The sequence below is a fragment of the Bacillus sp. FJAT-29790 genome, assembly GCF_019039215.1.
In the GTDB taxonomy this organism is placed as follows: domain Bacteria; phylum Bacillota; class Bacilli; order Bacillales; family Cytobacillaceae; genus Cytobacillus.
The window spans coordinates 296,033-311,443 of the sequence record NZ_JAHNZZ010000001.1; the positions used below are offsets into that span (position 1 = coordinate 296,033).

Below are 15,411 nucleotides of genomic sequence, written 5' to 3' on the forward strand. Positions count from 1 at the left end.
GGATGCCTCAGATTTTTTAAAGGAATTTATCGAGCAAGCTCGATAAATTCTGGGCGCAAATACGTCAAGGCGAATTTGATTAACGTAAGAAAAAGACTGAACCAGGAGGATCAGTCTTTTTCTTACGTTATCTTACAATCGGGATAGCATTTTCGATTAATTTAAAGGGATCTTCCTTGTCAATATGATCATAAAACATAATTCCGTTTAGATGGTCAATCTCATGTTGGAATACAATGGAAAGAAGCCCTTTTAGACGAAGCTTAACTTCATTTCCCTCCAGTGTTGTTCCCTTCACTGTTATTCGTGCATACCTTGGAACAAATCCAGGTATCGCTTCATCTACAGATAAACAGCCTTCACCTGATGTCAAATAGGCACGTTCTACTGAATGGCTAATGATTTTTGGATTGAAAAGCGGATAACTATTAAGCACCCCGTTTTCATCCCAAACATGAACGGCGATCATTCTTTTTGAAATATTTATTTGCGGAGCGGCGAGTCCAATACCAGAGCGAAGACCGTATTTTTCCGCTATTTGTGGATTTTGGCTATTTTTCACATATTCTAATAAGCGCGTTAATGTTTGTTTATCACTTTCTGAAGGGGGAAGGGCTACTTCCTTAGCTACTTCCCTAAGTGTCGGATGACCATCCCGGATAATATCCTCCATTGTTATCATGAAACTCACTCCTGTAGTTATAAATATATTCATAAGTCTATCAGAGAGTATGTAAAAAGTTAATAAAAGAGAAGGTACTTTTTTGCACCTTCCCTAAAAATAAACTAAAATCTTATGCAAGTACAACCAATAATGATGAGAAGGATGAAGAGGACTACAATTATCGCGAAGCCTCCGCCGAATCCCACTCCGCCACATCCAACGCCGCCTACTGGATAGCCACATCCAACGCCGCCTACTGGATAGCCGCAGCCAAAACCGTATCCGCCATATCCGTACATGAAAGATAACCTCCCTAAAATTAGATTATCGTCGACATATGATTTATTTTGTATCGGACGATTAATACAGCCTATGTAGAAGGCAATTTATTTGTGTAGGCTCTCGCCCAAGTCATATCCGAAAAGTATCAGAATAGACTAACTGTATGGACAGGCTTATACCCCAGTCGTAATAATGCCTCTAAGTGTTGACCATTGTCAAAAACATAAACTACCGATATAGTAAGAATTGTTATTATAAGGAGGTTTCAACGTGTCGATTTTCCGCAAAAGCTACCTAGTTTTTATGTGTATTATTGGTATTCTTTTATTTTCAGGTTGTTCCAACAAGCAAACGCCCGTTGAAAAAATGTATGAAGTCCTAGAAAAAGTAGTATCTACTGAAAAAGCGTTTGAAGATCAGCAAGTTCCACTTGTCGAATTGGAAAAAAAGGAGAAGGGAATTTATGATCATATCATTTCCCTTGGAATGAAAGAATTTGAAGAAATCACCAAACTTTCAAATGAAGCTTCCGTAATTGTTGGTAAAAGGAAAAAACATATGGACATTGAGCAGGAAAGCATAGAAGCATCAAAAGCAGAATTTCAAACATTATCTGCCATAATAGAAGAAGTGGAAGAGCCTCTTCTTAAAGAAAAATCACTGGAATTATACGATATTATGATGGAAAGATATAATATTCATAATGATTTGTATCAACATTATTCGAATGCACTTAAATTAGATAAAGGGCTTTACGAGATGTTCAAAAAAGAAGACCTCCAGTTAGAACAACTCGAAAATCAAATTTCAAAAATTAATGAAGAATATGCAAAAGTATTAGAAGCAAATGAAATGTTTAATGAAAAAACAAATCAATATAATGAAACGAAATTATCCTTCTATAAAGAAGCTGGACTCGAAATTAAAACGAAGAAATAGGTATCCAAGTCAGCATTAATTGGTGCTGGCTTTTATTATTTTTAGGAAACTTAAGGCTTTAGCTTAGGCTATCTTCTTTTAGCTCAAACGCTACTGTTCCTTTCTATTCTCAAAGGCAAGGATCGTTAATATTTCTTTAATATAATAAAAGTTGTGACCTTTCTCACAAAGTTGTTATAACACATCTCGTAAATCTTCTTTATTTTATAATACAGTAAGCTGTGTTGAGTTAATACAGTATAAATAATAGGTGCATACATAAAAAATGTGAAAACAGTGTAAAACAAGAACCTTAGTAATTGGGGAGAGTGAATTCATCATGGAAACTAAAATTAACCAATTAATTCTGTATCAATTTTGTTGCAAAATTCATTGATACAGAATATGATGGTATTGGAAAAACAATAAAGACGTTTTTATTATGGATAAATGAAAAACTATTAAATTCAGCCCACCCGTTATCAAAGAATTAAACAAGAAAGGTTTTTGTCAATAATAGAAAACTTTCTAATTTGAATAAAGTTTGGGCAACCTATAATTTGTGGTATTTAACTCTTAAATAACGTCTTTTTAAAGAAAGGAAAGGGTGACTCACATGGCTTCTAAAACAAAGAATGTACAATTCGATGCGAAGAAACAGTTCGAAAAAATTGCAGAACAATTCCAAACGCTACAAATCCTAAATGAAGAAGGCAAAGTTGTTAATGAGTCAGCAATGCCGGATTTAAGTGATGATCAGCTACAAGAATTAATGAGTCGTATGGTCTATACGCGTATTTTGGATCAACGTTCGATTTCATTAAATAGACAAGGAAGACTTGGCTTCTATGCACCTACTGCTGGACAGGAAGCATCCCAATTAGCATCCCAATTTGCGTTAGAAAAAGAAGATTTCATTCTTCCTGGTTACCGTGATGTTCCACAAATGATTTGGCACGGCTTGCCGCTTTCACAGGCTTTCTTATGGTCTCGAGGCCATTTTGAAGGTGGAAATATTCCTGAAGGAGTAAATGTAATTGCTCCGCAAATTATTATTGGTGCTCAATACATTCAAGCTGCAGGTGTTGCGCTTGGAATGAAAAAACGTGGCGCAAAAGCAGTTGCGATTACGTATACAGGTGACGGAGGAGCTTCACAAGGTGATTTCTACGAAGGAATTAACTTTGCAGGTGCTTATAAAGCTCCGGCTATCTTTATTGTTCAGAATAACCGATTTGCTATTTCTACACCAGTTGAAAAGCAATCTGCAGCTCAGACAATCGCTCAAAAGGCTGTTGCAGCAGGAATTCCTGGTGTCCAAGTTGATGGAATGGATCCGCTTGCAGTATATGTTGCTGTTCGTGAAGCTCGTGAACGTGCATTAAATGGTGAAGGTCCAACATTAATTGAAACACTTACTTACCGTTACGGACCACATACAATGGCCGGTGATGATCCTACGAGATACCGTACATCTGACCTAGATAATGAGTGGGAGAAAAAAGATCCGCTTGTTCGCTTCCGTAAATTCCTAGAAGATAAAGGACTTTGGAACGAAGAGAAGGAAAATGAAATTATTGAAAAAGCAAAAGAAGATATTAAAGATGCAATTAAAAAGGCTGATGAAGCACCAAAGCAAAAGGTGACGGACTTAATTTCGATCATGTACGAAGAAATGCCTTATAACTTAAAAGAACAATATGAAATTTATAAAGAAAAGGAGTCGAAGTAAGCCATGGCGCAAATGACAATGATACAAGCAATCACAGATGCCCTACGCACTGAATTGCGAAATGATCCGAATGTTTTAATATTCGGTGAAGACGTGGGTGTTAACGGTGGTGTATTCCGTGCAACTGAAGGCCTTCAACAAGAATTTGGCGAAGAACGCGTATTTGATACACCACTTGCAGAATCTGGTATCGGTGGCTTAGCGGTGGGTCTTACTTTACAAGGTTACCGCCCGGTTCCTGAAATTCAGTTTTTCGGCTTTGTTTACGAAGTAATGGACTCTATTTCTGGACAGTTGGCACGTATGCGTTACCGTTCAGGAGGCCGCTACAATTCTCCTGTAACGATCCGCTCTCCGTTCGGAGGCGGCGTGCATACGCCTGAAATGCATGCTGACAGCTTAGAAGGACTAATGGCCCAACAACCTGGATTAAAGGTTGTCATCCCATCAACTCCATATGATGCAAAAGGTTTGCTGATCTCAGCAATTCGCGATAATGATCCAGTAATTTTCCTTGAGCATATGAAATTATATCGTTCTTTCCGTCAAGAAGTGCCTGAAGAGGAATACACGATTCCATTAGGAAAAGCGGAAGTGAAACGCGAAGGCTCTGACTTAACAATCATTACTTATGGTGCAATGGTTCACGAGTCACTAAAAGCGGCAGAGGAACTAGAAAAAGAAGGTCATTCTGCGGAAGTAATTGATTTACGTACGGTATCCCCAATTGATATCGAAACAATTATTGCATCGGTTGAGAAAACAGGTCGTGCAATTGTTGTTCAAGAGGCACAAAAACAAGCTGGGATTGCTGCAAATGTTGTCGCTGAAATCAGTGATCGTGCGATTTTAAGTCTTGAAGCCCCAGTTCTACGTGTAGCGGCTCCAGATACAGTATTCGCGTTCCCACAAGCGGAAACAGTCTGGCTTCCAAACTACAAAGACATCATTGAAACAAGTAAAAAAGTTTTAACTTTTTAATTGTTGGCTGTGTTAAAGATTAATCTTAATAATTGCACTTGTTGATTGTAGCGGAAGGCACGAGACTCCTGCGGGAAAAGCGTGTCAGGGGAGACCCCACAGGAGCGTTAGCGACGAGGAGGCTCCCCGACCGCCCGCGGAAAGCGAGTGCCTGCAGCGGAAATCAACAGCTACGTTTTACACAGCCTAATTGTTTACGGTAAAAGCAGGGGGTATGAATAAATTTGCCCCTGCTTATTTTCGGATAAGAAAGTATTAAATCAACGTAGGAGGGTGATTCCAAGTGTCATTTCAATTTAAATTGCCTGACATTGGTGAAGGTATTCATGAAGGTGAAATCGTCAAGTGGTTTGTGAAGCCAGGGGAAGAAGTCCAAGAAGACGACGTTTTATGTGAAGTGCAAAATGATAAAGCGGTAGTAGAAATTCCCTCTCCAGTTAAGGGTACTGTTGAAGAAATCTTAGTTGGTGAAGGAACAGTTGCAACGGTAGGACAAGTATTAATCACATTTGATGCACCGGGATATGAGAATATTAAGTTTAAAGGTGACGAAGAAACGGACGTTAAAGCTGAAGAAGTGGCTGCTGAGGCTCCTAAGCAGGAGAGTACGAATGCGAATACTGCAATTGCTCAGACTGAAGTAGACCAAGCTCGCCGCATCATCGCAATGCCTTCTGTTCGGAAATTTGCACGTGATAAAGGCGTAGAAATCCGCCTTGTCGCAGGAAGTGGCAAAAATGGCCGAATCTTAAAAGACGATATTGAGTCCTTCTTAAATGGCGGTGCTGTAGTTCAAACAGAAGTTGTTTCGAATCAAGAAGAAACAACGACTGCACAAGCAGAACCTAAAGCAGCAGCTCCTGCAGCAGCACAAGTCGTTCCACAAGGTCAATATCCTGAAACACGTGAAAAAATGAGCGGGATTCGCAAAGCGATTGCAAAAGCAATGGTTAACTCTAAACATACAGCTCCACATGTTACGTTAATGGATGAGATTGATGTTACAAAACTAGTCGCTCATCGCAAAAAGTTCAAAGAAGTGGCTGCAAGTAAAGGAATTAAACTTACTTTCCTTCCATATGTTGTGAAAGCATTAACAAGCGCACTGCGTGAGTTCCCTGCTTTGAATACATCCATTGATGACGCTGCAAGCGAAATTATCCAAAAGCATTATTATAATATCGGAATTGCTGCGGATACTGAAAAAGGACTATTAGTTCCTGTCATCAAAGATGCTGACCGCAAATCAACTTTTGCGATTTCTAATGAAATTAATGAACTAGCAACTAAGGCCCGTGATGGTAAATTAGCCCCTGATGAAATGAAAGGTGCTTCTTGCACAATCACAAATATCGGCTCTGCTGGCGGACAATGGTTTACTCCGGTTATTAACCATCCTGAGGTAGCTATTTTAGGAATTGGCCGGATCGCTGAAAAGCCAATTGTTAAAGATGGTGAGATTATTGCTGCACCAGTATTAGCATTATCATTAAGCTTTGACCACCGTATTATTGATGGAGCAACAGCTCAAAATGCGTTGAACCACATTAAACGTTTACTGAACGATCCAGAACTTTTGTTAATGGAGGCGTAAAAAATGGTTGTAGGAGATTTTCCAATTGATACTGATACAATCGTCATCGGTTCAGGCCCTGGCGGATATGTAGCTGCAATTCGGGCAGCGCAGCTTGGCCAAAAGGTGACTATCGTAGAAAAAGCAAACCTTGGTGGTGTTTGTTTAAACGTAGGATGTATTCCATCCAAGGCATTAATTGCTGCTGGCCACCGTTACGAAGTTGCTAAGCATTCCGATTCGATCGGGATAACAGCTGAAAATGTGAAGGTTGATTTTACAAAAGTACAAGAATTTAAAGCTGGTGTAGTTAAGAAATTGACAGGTGGGGTAGAAGGCCTGTTAAAAGGAAATAAGGTTGACATCGTACGCGGTGAAGCTTACTTTGTTGATGCGAATACACTTAGGGTAATGGATGAAAACTCAGCACAAACGTATACGTTTAAAAATGCAATTATTGCAACTGGTTCACGTCCAATCGAACTTCCTGCTTTTAAATACTCCAAACGTGTGCTCGATTCAACAGGTGCACTTGCACTTCAAGAGATACCGGAAAAAATCGTTGTTATTGGCGGCGGCGTAATCGGACTTGAGCTTGGTGGTGCTTACGCTAACTTCGGTACACAAGTAACCGTTCTTGAAGGTGCGGATGATATCCTTATTGGTTTTGAGAAGCAAATGAGTTCTCTCGTAAAACGTAATCTTAAGAAAAAAGGCGCCGAAATCATCACGAAAGCACTTGCAAAAGGTGTAGAAGAGAACGAAAATGGCGTAACGGTTAAATATGAAGTAAAAGGCGAAGAGATAGCAGTTGAGGCTGATTATGTATTCGTAATGGTTGGCAGACGCCCTAATACAGACGAATTAGGACTAGAACAAGTCGGCATTAACATGAGCGACCGCGGTGTTATTGAAATTGATAAGCAATGCCGAACAAATATCAACAATATTTATGCAATCGGTGATATTGTTCAAGGTCCTCAATTAGCGCATAAGGCTTCCTACGAAGGAAAAATTGCAGCGGAAGTAATAGCTGGCCATAGCTCTGAGATTGACTATTTAGGAATTCCAGCAGTTGTATTCTCGGATCCTGAACTTGCTTCAGTCGGCTACACGGAAAAGCAGGCTAAAGAAGAAGGAATAGAAGTTACAGCTGCCAAATTCCCATTTGCAGCCAATGGCCGTGCACTAGCCCTTGATAATACAGAAGGCTTTTTGAAGCTTGTTACACGCAAGGAAGATGGTCTGATCATTGGTGGCCAAATTGCCGGTGCCAGTGCATCAGATATGATTGCGGAAATAGGTTTAGCGATTGAAGCTGGAATGACAGCAGAAGACTTAGCAATGACCATTCATGCACATCCAACATTAGGTGAAATTACGATGGAAGCTGCAGAAGTCGCACTTGGAAGTCCCATTCATATTGTTAAATAACAAACAAAAAAGTCCTTTTCCAAGCGGAAAGGACTTTTTTGTTTTGATTAGGAATATTCCCCGTTATAATCCATTCCCAAGGGCATGAGAAAATGGCTGTACAATTTGGCTTTTTGTGGCTTCGCCTTTTATTTTAACAAGTATTTTTTCTTGGTAAATCAGTAAAATAGCCGGGCAATTTTGAATTTCAAACGTATTATAATATTTTTGGGCATTGGAGGCCGTAATGATTTTCATATTTTTGATTTCGTTCGGGAAATCTTTTTTAAGTTCAATAATCGCATCATAATAGGAAACTTCTTGCTCGTAATCTTTACCGTCCGTAAAAAAGATGATTTGTTTTGTGTTCTGATCAAAAATCAATTCTTCTTTCGTCTCAGTATTGACACATGAGGAGGTCACAAATAAGAGAGAAGCAATGAATAAAAGTGGCAACCCTTTCATTTACAATTCCTCACTTTACGATGTTATAAAAGTATTATTCAATAAAATCAAAATGCTCTTTTCGCATATATTGTCGTTTTTATCCTTCCAAGTTTGCCCGTTGCTTTCCGCGGGGAGGGACGGGAGCCCCCTCGGCTTAACCGCATGCGGGGGCTCCCGCTTCCCTCTATTCTCGCAGGATACTGAATTTACATCCTTGAATCTACCCACACACGAAGGAAATGCGATAGCATTTTCGAGGAGTCAAGTGCCCTCCGCTTCAATCAACCCAGATAGTTATATAAAAATCACACTAAAAAAGCAACAAACAAACTTTATGAAAATAGTCAATTGAAAAAATAGTCTGTATTTTCATCGGGTGATATTGAGTATTTTATCACATGAACAAATAAAAACATGGCTTGTCACCTAAATGTTACAGAAATGAAAAATAAGATTTCCGTTTTCTACATATATTACATAGACACCATGTTTTAGCAAAAAGGTAGGACGAAGGGATAAAATAACTGGTGGTGGAATGATGAAGATATATACAGCACTGCTTCTGCAGCTAATGATTTGGAGTGGCTACACCTTTATTGAATGGTTATCAAAATATGATCAGCCTGTCTATAAAATAATGATGTTCTTCGTTTTTTTTTATATCGCTGTCATTATTGGCAATAATATAATGAAATCAGTCAAGAAAACATTTTTTATTACTGCCCTAAGTCTAACTTTATATGGCTCTTTTCAATTCACAATGGCATTAATAGGCGTATAATGATAAAAAAATAGAAGAACAGCTAATTGCTGTTCTTCTATCGAAAATATTATTTCCTAGGATAGAAATACATAATTCTTCCATTAAATAAATGTAATTCTCCTTGAAGCTTTTGTGCTAAAAATCGGCAAAATTCATTTGCTTTTCCTTTGTCACCAAATGTAGATGATTCGGGTAGGGTTATTTGTATGTACGATTGTTCGCGTTCTAAACCATCATCTTCACGGATCGTTTCCTTATCTATTCCGAGTAAGATTGCATGATAGCGATCATGGTCGGAATGCAGGTAGAACCATTTGCCTTTTCCTTCTGGTTTCTCTTTCATTTCATATGGAAAAGCGGCTTCGTTATATTTCCAATCAATTTGGCTGCCAGTTTTTGCTGTTATTTTTTTAAAGTACTGAAATAATTCTTTTACCTCATCTGTGGTAATATTTTCTTTTGCTGATGAAGGCACGAGCTTAATGTATGCGTTACTTGCCAACATCCATCCCCCCATATTCCATTTATACTATCATCCCCATTCTAGCACTGAATAAAAACTTATGACAACTTAAATTGAGAATTTTCCTAAAAACACTTGTTAAATCGTAAATTATAAATTATAATAAGATTCTAAATATTCGAATAAAGGGAGGAGTAAAATGGAACTTTTCGAAAAGCTCTATGACGAGCACGAAAACGTTAAAGTTCGTTTTGTTGGTTTTACAACGGAGCTAACACGTTATGATTTTGGGATTGTATATACAAATCTTTTTTTTGGAAAACCCCTTGTCGTTTGTATGCAGACAGGCCGCTCAACACTCCTCGACCCTAATGACCTCGAAGATATTGAATATTTACAAAAAGTCTTTAAAATGGATAATTACCAACAGGCAGAAGATTTATGTGAATTCTTTAGAGAAGCCCTCCCAGGTTCTTATTTCGAAACCCAATATGAATAATTAAAAAATAAAACAGGCCGATTTTAGCCTGTTTTATTTTTATGTGCCATACTATTTTAACCGTATTTTTAAGGGGAGAGGGGTTTTTAAGAGATTTCTTTTAATAGGTTATACAATTAGGCTTGAAATTCTAATTGTGTTATATTATTATGTAATTAAAGATAAATAAACCGCTTTCAAAAATTGTGACTCAATGAAAAGGAGATTGAAAAGATGGGTACGATTGTATGCCAAGCTTGTAATTCCACTATTGATCATTTTGAAGATGAAAAAGTAACTGTGTTATATTCTAAATCCAAATGTAAATGCTGCGATGGAGAGCATCTTCCTTTGTCAGAGCAAAAATAATGTAGACGCTTTCTTCTAAATCATAAAAGAGCCTTCTCTCGACTCAGAGAAGGCTCTTTCCTTATCTAATTGCTCTATGCTCTTTAATGACCCGAAGATATTTAAAGTCGTAATCTTCAGGGCCCTGCACGGGTAACCCCGCTTCCATATTTGTTTTGATATAACGAAGATTTTCGCTCGTAATAATTTCTCCAGGAATAAAGATCGGGATACCAGGAGGGTAAACCATAATAAATTCTGCGATGATTCTTCCTTCTGATTCATCAAAAAGGACAAGTTCAGTTTCTGCATAAAAAGCGTCACGAGGCGAAACGGCTAAAACGGGAATATCCGGCAGAAGTACTTGAGCCTCAAGCTTTTCGGCATGGCCGTGGCGTTCATCGGATAATTCTTCTAGGGCAGTGATTAGAATATCAGCTTCTTTTTCCGTATCCCCTGGCGTAATAATACAAAGGATATTATATAAATCTGACATTTCAACCTCGATATGGTATTTTTTTCGCAGCCATTTTTCCACATCAAACCCGCTTAATCCTAAATCCTTAACAGAGATGATCAATTTTGTTGGATCGTAATCATAGGCAGCTTTAGTCTCCAAGATTTCTTCCCCAACGCAATAAATGTGCTCGATATTATTAATCCGACGTCTCATTGATTGGGCAAGAGCAATCGTCCTGTCAATTAGTTCCTTTCCTTCTGTCGCCAGGCGTTTCCTTGTTACATCCAAAGAGGCCAGCAACAAATAGGATGTAGAAGTTGTTGTTAGCATGCTAAGAATGGATTGTACCCTCTTTGGCGATACTAAATTGCCCCTCATATTTAAAATGGAACTTTGAGTCATGGAACCGCCGAGTTTATGCACGCTAGTTGCAGCCATATCTGCTCCTGCTTGCATAGCAGATAATGGCAGGTCATCATGGAAATGAATATGCACGCCGTGTGCTTCATCAACTAACACTGGAACATGATATGAATGAGCAATTTCGACAATCTTTTTTAAATCTGCTGAAACGCCGAAATAGGTCGGATTAATGACTAGAACCCCTTTTGCATCTGGATGCTGTTCAAGAGCTCTTGCTACCGAATCTGTCGTAATTCCATGTGAAATTCCTAGATTTACATCAATTTCAGGATGAATAAAGATCGGTGTTGCACCAGAAAAAACAATCGCTGACATGACTGATTTATGAACATTTCTCGGTACAATTATTTTATCCCCAGGTCCGCAAACAGCCATTACCATTGTCATGATAGCCCCACTTGTTCCCTGAACAGAGAAGAATGTTCGATCCGCTCCAAACGCTTCAGCTGCTAAATCCTGTGCCTCTTTAATGATTCCGCTTGGCTGATGAAGATCATCGAGCGGACCAATATTGATTAAATCGATTGCAAGGGCATTATCGCCAATATATTCTCTGAATTCCGGATCAATTCCCGCCCCTTTCTTATGACCGGGTATATGGAATTGAACAGGATTTTTTTTCGCGTGTGCCAGTAAACCGCTGAATAACGGTGTTTCATATTGAGACAATTGTTCCCCACACCTCTTTATATTAAGTTATCAACAAAACTGTCTAACAAAGTCAAATCATAAAACATTGAAATTATAGCATTATTCCTTTCCTTTGCATAGAAATTTTAAAATGAAAAAACATGAAAAATGCATTGTCTTATCCATTAGTTTAAGATTATAACAGGAAAATAACCCATTGAAATAGAAGATAAGAAGGGAATAGATGGATAGGGGGAATTAAATTGGACTGGAACACCCGAGTGACAGAGTTATTAAATATTAAGTATCCCATAATACAAGGAGGTCTCGCCCATCTTGCTTATTCGGATTTAGCTGCTGCTGTTTCAAATGCAGGAGGATTAGGGCAAGTGACCGCAATGTCGTTAGAAAGTCCGGAAGCTTTGCGGGAAGAGATTCAAAAAGTGAAGGCAATGACAGATAAGCCATTTGGTGTAAATTTTGCGATTGGACAGCACGGAAGGCCCTTTTCGCATTACTTAGATATTGCGATCGAAGAAGAAGTACCAGTCATCTCTATGACAGGTGGCAATCCCACGCCAATTTTTGACCAATTAAAGGGTGTAAACGTGAAAAAGCTCGTTCTTGTTGCTGCAAAACGACAAGCGATGAAAGCAGAAGAACTTGGGGCAGATGCAGTAATGGTCGTTGGCCAAGAAGGGGGCGGACACTTGGGCAGAGAGGATATCGGAACTTTTGTATTGATCCCGCAAGTAGTCGATGCCGTTTCTATTCCAGTCATTGCATCAGGTGGGATTGGAGATGGCAGAGGGTTAATGGCGGCACTCTCTTTAGGTGCGGAAGGAATTGAAATGGGGACAAGATTCATTGCTACGAAGGAATGTGTGCACGCAAGTGAAGCTTATAAAACAAGACTTGTGAACGGCAGTGAAAGTGATACAGTTGTTATTAAAAGATCAATAGGCGCACCTGCTAGGGTAATTGCAAATTCTTGGACAGATCGCATATTAGAAATTGAAAAAGAAAATGGCGGGTATGAACAATTAAAAGCCTATATTAGTGGGGAGGCTAATAAAAAATATATATATGAAGGGAAAGAAAATGAGGGATTTGCTTGGGCAGGTCAAGTTATGGGGCTTATAAAAGATGTTCCGACCGTTCAAGAGCTTTTTGATCGAATCATAACAGATTGCAAGAAAATTCGCCAAAATTGGGCCGATTCATAAGGTAACAGCGAAAAAACTTCAAGAACAACTATACGAGGTGGAGTAAAATGGAATATCAATATCCAATGGAACCAGATTGGTCAACCGATGAAATCATTGATGTCATCAACTATTTTCAAGTGATTGAAAGAGCTTATGAAAAAGGGGTAGATAGAGACTATTTTCTGGAAGTATATAGACGATTTAAGGAAATTGTCCCCGGGAAATCACAAGAAAAGAAAATTTGCGATGAGTTTGAAAGTATTAGCGGCTATTCATCTTATCGTACGGTTAAAACCGTCAAAGAAACAGAATCAGGCGGAAGAATAAAAATGAAAAAATGAGAGTACCGGAAAGCAATAAACCTCCTTAGCTAGGAGGTTTATTGCTTTAACTTTATCCAGCGGAAGTCACCCACATCAATAAGTGGCGAGATGAATGCAAAAAAGGTATTCAATTCATTGGGGGTTAAACCCCGGTTGAATAAAGTCAAGCCTTCGGCGGATGCCTCAGATTTTTTAAAGGAATTTTTCGAGAAAGCTAAGGTAAAAATCTGGGCGCAAATACGCCAAGGCGTATTTGATTGTTAATAAAAAGTACTTTAGGCAAAAGCACAAATTTGTTGCAACTATACAATATTCCTCATAATATAATAGTAAAAATAATCAGAAAACTAAAATTAGATTATTTGGAAGGGGTGTACTGTCAATGAAACAACTTATGAAATCAGTCAAGAATAAAGCTGGGGAGAAAGAAAGAACAGCTGTTCTTCGATTGGAAATGGATTATGAGCTTGCAACATTGTTTGATGCCATGAATGAACAAAATGAAGACTTAAAGACTGTAAGTAAACAAAAACTAGAAAAAATCAGGCAGGAACTTCTAAGACTTAAAGCACTTTAAGCGATTATTATATTCCGAACAACTAGCTAAAGGAGAAAGCTTGATCAGATGCATAATAAAAAAAGACTTAACCAATAATAACGAACGCCAAATTCAAATTTGGGGTTCGTTTATTTATTTGGCTGTTTTTTAAATGATTGCAGTTTTTAAATTTTGTATCAAGTTGATTGGAGCGGAAATCAACTATACCTCTTAAATAGCAACAAAGTTAGAGATAACTTGAAGAGAAATCCTTTTTACATTAAGCTAGTGTTAATTCTAATATGAATAGATCTGTCAATTTTTGGACGCTGGCAGCAAAGATGGAAGCGGAGGGGAACGAATGACGAATTGGTTTGAGATTGATAATTATGCAAAAAAGTGGATAAAAGAAGCTGGACAAAAGATAAAGCAATCATTCAGTAAAACCTTAATCATTCAAACAAAATCAAATGCAAACGATTTAGTTACCGACATTGATAAAAAAACGGAACAATTTTTCATCGAGAAAATTAAAGAAATATATCCGGATCATAAAATTCTAGGTGAAGAGGGTTTTGGGGATGACGTAACGGATCTTACGGGAGTTGTTTGGATCATCGATCCGATTGATGGAACGATGAATTTTATCCATCAGCAGCGAAATTTTGCAATATCCATTGGGATTTATGAAGAGGGAGTAGGGAAAATTGGTTTAATCTATGATGTTGTTCATGATGAACTATATCATGCGGTTAAAGGAAATGGGGCATTCTTTAATGATCTGCCGCTCCCCCAGCTAACAGAAGTGAATGTTTCTGAAGCGATTATTGGAATGAATGCGACGTGGGTGTCTGAAAATAAACATATTGATCGAACATTATTGGCACCGCTAGTAAGGAATGCACGTGGAACAAGATCCTACGGGTCGGCAGCAATCGAAATGGCCTATATCGCTTCCGGGAGAATCGATGCTTATATTACCCTGCGCCTTGCCCCATGGGATATTGCTGGAGGCATCATATTGATTGAGGAACTTGGTGGAATCGCTACTAACCTGAAAGGGGAACCGCTAAATCTATTAGAGAAAAATTCAGTTTTTGTCTCAAGGCCAGGCCTTCATCAAGAAGTCATGAAAGAATATTTGAAGGATGGAAAATGGTAATCCGCCATCATGGCAATCTCAACATGCAAATAATTTAACTTTATTTAGCAGAAGTCTTAAAACGATGTAAGTGGCGAGATGAATGCAAATAGGTATCTAATTCAGTGGGGGTTCTAACCTCGGCTGAATAAAGTTAAGCCTCCGGCGATCCTTTAGTTTTTTTAAAGGAATTTATCGAGCAAGCTAAGGTAAAAGTCTGCGTGCAAATACGCCAAGGCGAATTTGATAAAAAGATGACCGCCTAATTTTAGACGATCATCTTTTTGCGTTTGTCTCCTCTATAACAAACCATTTTCCCGCATTTTCTTTTTTGTTTTAAAGCCAAATCCCATGACAAATATTAATGCGAAAATGGACGCGGTAATTCCTAAGATGCTTCTTTCTGCCACAGCAACCCCGATCCCCATCATGCATAGTGCTGCGCCAATCGCAAAAGCTAATAAGGGCCATTTAATTTTTTTCATTTTAGAATCCCTCCCACCCGGAGAAAAATGATTGTTGTTAATAAATAGGTTTGTATGTAGTTGATTGGAGCGGAAGGTGCGAGACTCCAGCGGGAGCAGCGGGTCAGGTGAGACCCCACAGGCGCATGACGCCGAGGAGGC

Annotated in this window: 18 protein-coding genes; 12 read left to right on the forward strand and 6 right to left on the reverse strand. The window is 38.6% G+C overall.

Annotated features, from left to right (window positions below; genetic code table 11):
• Window positions 1-127: 127 nt before the first annotated feature.
• Window positions 128-682 carry a peptide deformylase gene (def, locus tag BGM26_RS01435; protein ID WP_217037944.1) on the reverse strand — a complete coding sequence of 185 codons (555 nt, stop codon included), beginning with the start codon at window positions 680-682 and terminating at the stop codon, window positions 128-130.
• A 104-nt stretch (window positions 683-786) separates the two neighbouring features.
• The gene (locus BGM26_RS01440) at window positions 787-963 is read right to left on the reverse strand and encodes a YjcZ family sporulation protein (protein ID WP_217037945.1); all 177 of its coding nucleotides are present in this window, start codon (window positions 961-963) and stop codon (window positions 787-789) included.
• A gap of 253 nt (window positions 964-1,216) precedes the next feature.
• Between BGM26_RS01440 and BGM26_RS01445 the strand changes: the two genes are divergently transcribed.
• The 5 genes from BGM26_RS01445 (at window position 1,217) to lpdA (ending at window position 7,584) form a co-directional block, all read left to right on the forward strand.
• Window positions 1,217-1,885 (forward strand): YkyA family protein, encoded by a 669-nt coding sequence (locus BGM26_RS01445; protein WP_367949256.1) that lies wholly within the window; start codon window positions 1,217-1,219, stop codon window positions 1,883-1,885.
• A gap of 595 nt (window positions 1,886-2,480) precedes the next feature.
• Window positions 2,481-3,596: a pyruvate dehydrogenase (acetyl-transferring) E1 component subunit alpha gene (gene pdhA, locus BGM26_RS01450; protein WP_217037946.1), complete on the forward strand. Its 1,116-nt coding sequence runs from the start codon at window positions 2,481-2,483 to the stop codon at window positions 3,594-3,596.
• A 3-nt stretch (window positions 3,597-3,599) separates the two neighbouring features.
• Window positions 3,600-4,577 carry an alpha-ketoacid dehydrogenase subunit beta gene (locus tag BGM26_RS01455; protein ID WP_217037947.1) on the forward strand — a complete coding sequence of 326 codons (978 nt, stop codon included), beginning with the start codon at window positions 3,600-3,602 and terminating at the stop codon, window positions 4,575-4,577.
• A gap of 283 nt (window positions 4,578-4,860) precedes the next feature.
• The gene (locus tag BGM26_RS01460) at window positions 4,861-6,171 is read left to right on the forward strand and encodes a dihydrolipoamide acetyltransferase family protein (RefSeq protein ID WP_217037948.1); all 1,311 of its coding nucleotides are present in this window, start codon (window positions 4,861-4,863) and stop codon (window positions 6,169-6,171) included.
• Between the two features lie 3 nt (window positions 6,172-6,174).
• Window positions 6,175-7,584: a dihydrolipoyl dehydrogenase gene (gene lpdA / locus BGM26_RS01465; RefSeq protein WP_217037949.1), complete on the forward strand. Its 1,410-nt coding sequence runs from the start codon at window positions 6,175-6,177 to the stop codon at window positions 7,582-7,584.
• A 63-nt stretch (window positions 7,585-7,647) separates the two neighbouring features.
• On the opposite strand, the gene BGM26_RS01470 is transcribed toward lpdA, so the two are convergent.
• On the reverse strand, window positions 7,648-8,028 hold the full coding sequence (locus BGM26_RS01470) for a small peptidoglycan-associated lipoprotein (protein ID WP_217037950.1): 381 nt from the start codon (window positions 8,026-8,028) through the stop codon (window positions 7,648-7,650).
• A 520-nt stretch (window positions 8,029-8,548) separates the two neighbouring features.
• Between BGM26_RS01470 and BGM26_RS01475 the strand changes: the two genes are divergently transcribed.
• Window positions 8,549-8,791 carry a hypothetical protein gene (locus BGM26_RS01475; RefSeq protein ID WP_217037951.1) on the forward strand — a complete coding sequence of 81 codons (243 nt, stop codon included), beginning with the start codon at window positions 8,549-8,551 and terminating at the stop codon, window positions 8,789-8,791.
• A 49-nt stretch (window positions 8,792-8,840) separates the two neighbouring features.
• Here the strand turns inward: BGM26_RS01475 and BGM26_RS01480 are convergent, their stop codons facing one another.
• The gene (locus BGM26_RS01480; protein ID WP_217037952.1) at window positions 8,841-9,278 is read right to left on the reverse strand and encodes a DUF1885 family protein; all 438 of its coding nucleotides are present in this window, start codon (window positions 9,276-9,278) and stop codon (window positions 8,841-8,843) included.
• 157 nt (window positions 9,279-9,435) lie between these two features.
• On the opposite strand from BGM26_RS01480, the gene BGM26_RS01485 reads away from it, so the two are divergent.
• A complete protein-coding gene (locus BGM26_RS01485; protein WP_217037953.1) occupies window positions 9,436-9,735 on the forward strand; it encodes a DUF3055 domain-containing protein in 300 nt (99 codons plus the stop codon).
• A gap of 213 nt (window positions 9,736-9,948) precedes the next feature.
• A complete protein-coding gene (locus BGM26_RS01490; protein ID WP_217037954.1) occupies window positions 9,949-10,083 on the forward strand; it encodes a GapA-binding peptide SR1P in 135 nt (44 codons plus the stop codon).
• A gap of 61 nt (window positions 10,084-10,144) precedes the next feature.
• Here BGM26_RS01490 and BGM26_RS01495 read toward each other — a convergent pair whose 3' ends face one another.
• Complete coding sequence (locus tag BGM26_RS01495) at window positions 10,145-11,614, reverse strand: aminotransferase class I/II-fold pyridoxal phosphate-dependent enzyme (protein WP_217037955.1); 1,470 nt, start codon at window positions 11,612-11,614, stop codon at window positions 10,145-10,147.
• A 224-nt stretch (window positions 11,615-11,838) separates the two neighbouring features.
• Between BGM26_RS01495 and BGM26_RS01500 the strand changes: the two genes are divergently transcribed.
• The 4 genes from BGM26_RS01500 (at window position 11,839) to BGM26_RS01515 (ending at window position 14,806) form a co-directional block, all read left to right on the forward strand.
• Window positions 11,839-12,801, forward strand: coding sequence for an NAD(P)H-dependent flavin oxidoreductase (locus BGM26_RS01500; protein ID WP_217037956.1), 963 nt, complete (start codon window positions 11,839-11,841; stop codon window positions 12,799-12,801).
• A 47-nt stretch (window positions 12,802-12,848) separates the two neighbouring features.
• The gene (locus tag BGM26_RS01505) at window positions 12,849-13,124 is read left to right on the forward strand and encodes a UPF0223 family protein (RefSeq protein ID WP_217037957.1); all 276 of its coding nucleotides are present in this window, start codon (window positions 12,849-12,851) and stop codon (window positions 13,122-13,124) included.
• Between the two features lie 364 nt (window positions 13,125-13,488).
• On the forward strand, window positions 13,489-13,683 hold the full coding sequence (locus BGM26_RS01510) for a hypothetical protein (protein WP_217037958.1): 195 nt from the start codon (window positions 13,489-13,491) through the stop codon (window positions 13,681-13,683).
• Window positions 13,684-14,005: 322 nt separating this feature from the next.
• The gene (locus tag BGM26_RS01515; protein WP_217037959.1) at window positions 14,006-14,806 is read left to right on the forward strand and encodes an inositol monophosphatase family protein; all 801 of its coding nucleotides are present in this window, start codon (window positions 14,006-14,008) and stop codon (window positions 14,804-14,806) included.
• A gap of 278 nt (window positions 14,807-15,084) precedes the next feature.
• Here the strand turns inward: BGM26_RS01515 and BGM26_RS01520 are convergent, their stop codons facing one another.
• On the reverse strand, window positions 15,085-15,270 hold the full coding sequence (locus BGM26_RS01520; protein WP_217037960.1) for a YlaF family protein: 186 nt from the start codon (window positions 15,268-15,270) through the stop codon (window positions 15,085-15,087).
• Between the last annotated feature and the right edge of the window lie 141 nt (window positions 15,271-15,411).

Bases quoted from the DNA above. Each gene is read 5' to 3' on its own strand.
- def (WP_217037944.1), bottom strand. From the start codon at position 682: ATGATAACAATGGAGGATATTATCCGGGATGGTCATCCGACACTTAGG.
- BGM26_RS01440 (WP_217037945.1), bottom strand. From the start codon at position 963: ATGTACGGATATGGCGGATACGGTTTTGGCTGCGGCTATCCAGTAGGC.
- pdhA (WP_217037946.1), top strand. From the start codon at position 2,481: ATGGCTTCTAAAACAAAGAATGTACAATTCGATGCGAAGAAACAGTTC.
- BGM26_RS01455 (WP_217037947.1), top strand. From the start codon at position 3,600: ATGGCGCAAATGACAATGATACAAGCAATCACAGATGCCCTACGCACT.
- lpdA (WP_217037949.1), top strand. From the start codon at position 6,175: ATGGTTGTAGGAGATTTTCCAATTGATACTGATACAATCGTCATCGGT.
- BGM26_RS01470 (WP_217037950.1), bottom strand. From the start codon at position 8,028: ATGAAAGGGTTGCCACTTTTATTCATTGCTTCTCTCTTATTTGTGACC.
- BGM26_RS01475 (WP_217037951.1), top strand. From the start codon at position 8,549: ATGAAGATATATACAGCACTGCTTCTGCAGCTAATGATTTGGAGTGGC.
- BGM26_RS01480 (WP_217037952.1), bottom strand. From the start codon at position 9,278: ATGTTGGCAAGTAACGCATACATTAAGCTCGTGCCTTCATCAGCAAAA.
- BGM26_RS01485 (WP_217037953.1), top strand. From the start codon at position 9,436: ATGGAACTTTTCGAAAAGCTCTATGACGAGCACGAAAACGTTAAAGTT.
- BGM26_RS01490 (WP_217037954.1), top strand. From the start codon at position 9,949: ATGGGTACGATTGTATGCCAAGCTTGTAATTCCACTATTGATCATTTT.
- BGM26_RS01505 (WP_217037957.1), top strand. From the start codon at position 12,849: ATGGAATATCAATATCCAATGGAACCAGATTGGTCAACCGATGAAATC.
- BGM26_RS01510 (WP_217037958.1), top strand. From the start codon at position 13,489: ATGAAACAACTTATGAAATCAGTCAAGAATAAAGCTGGGGAGAAAGAA.
- BGM26_RS01515 (WP_217037959.1), top strand. From the start codon at position 14,006: ATGACGAATTGGTTTGAGATTGATAATTATGCAAAAAAGTGGATAAAA.
- BGM26_RS01520 (WP_217037960.1), bottom strand. From the start codon at position 15,270: ATGAAAAAAATTAAATGGCCCTTATTAGCTTTTGCGATTGGCGCAGCA.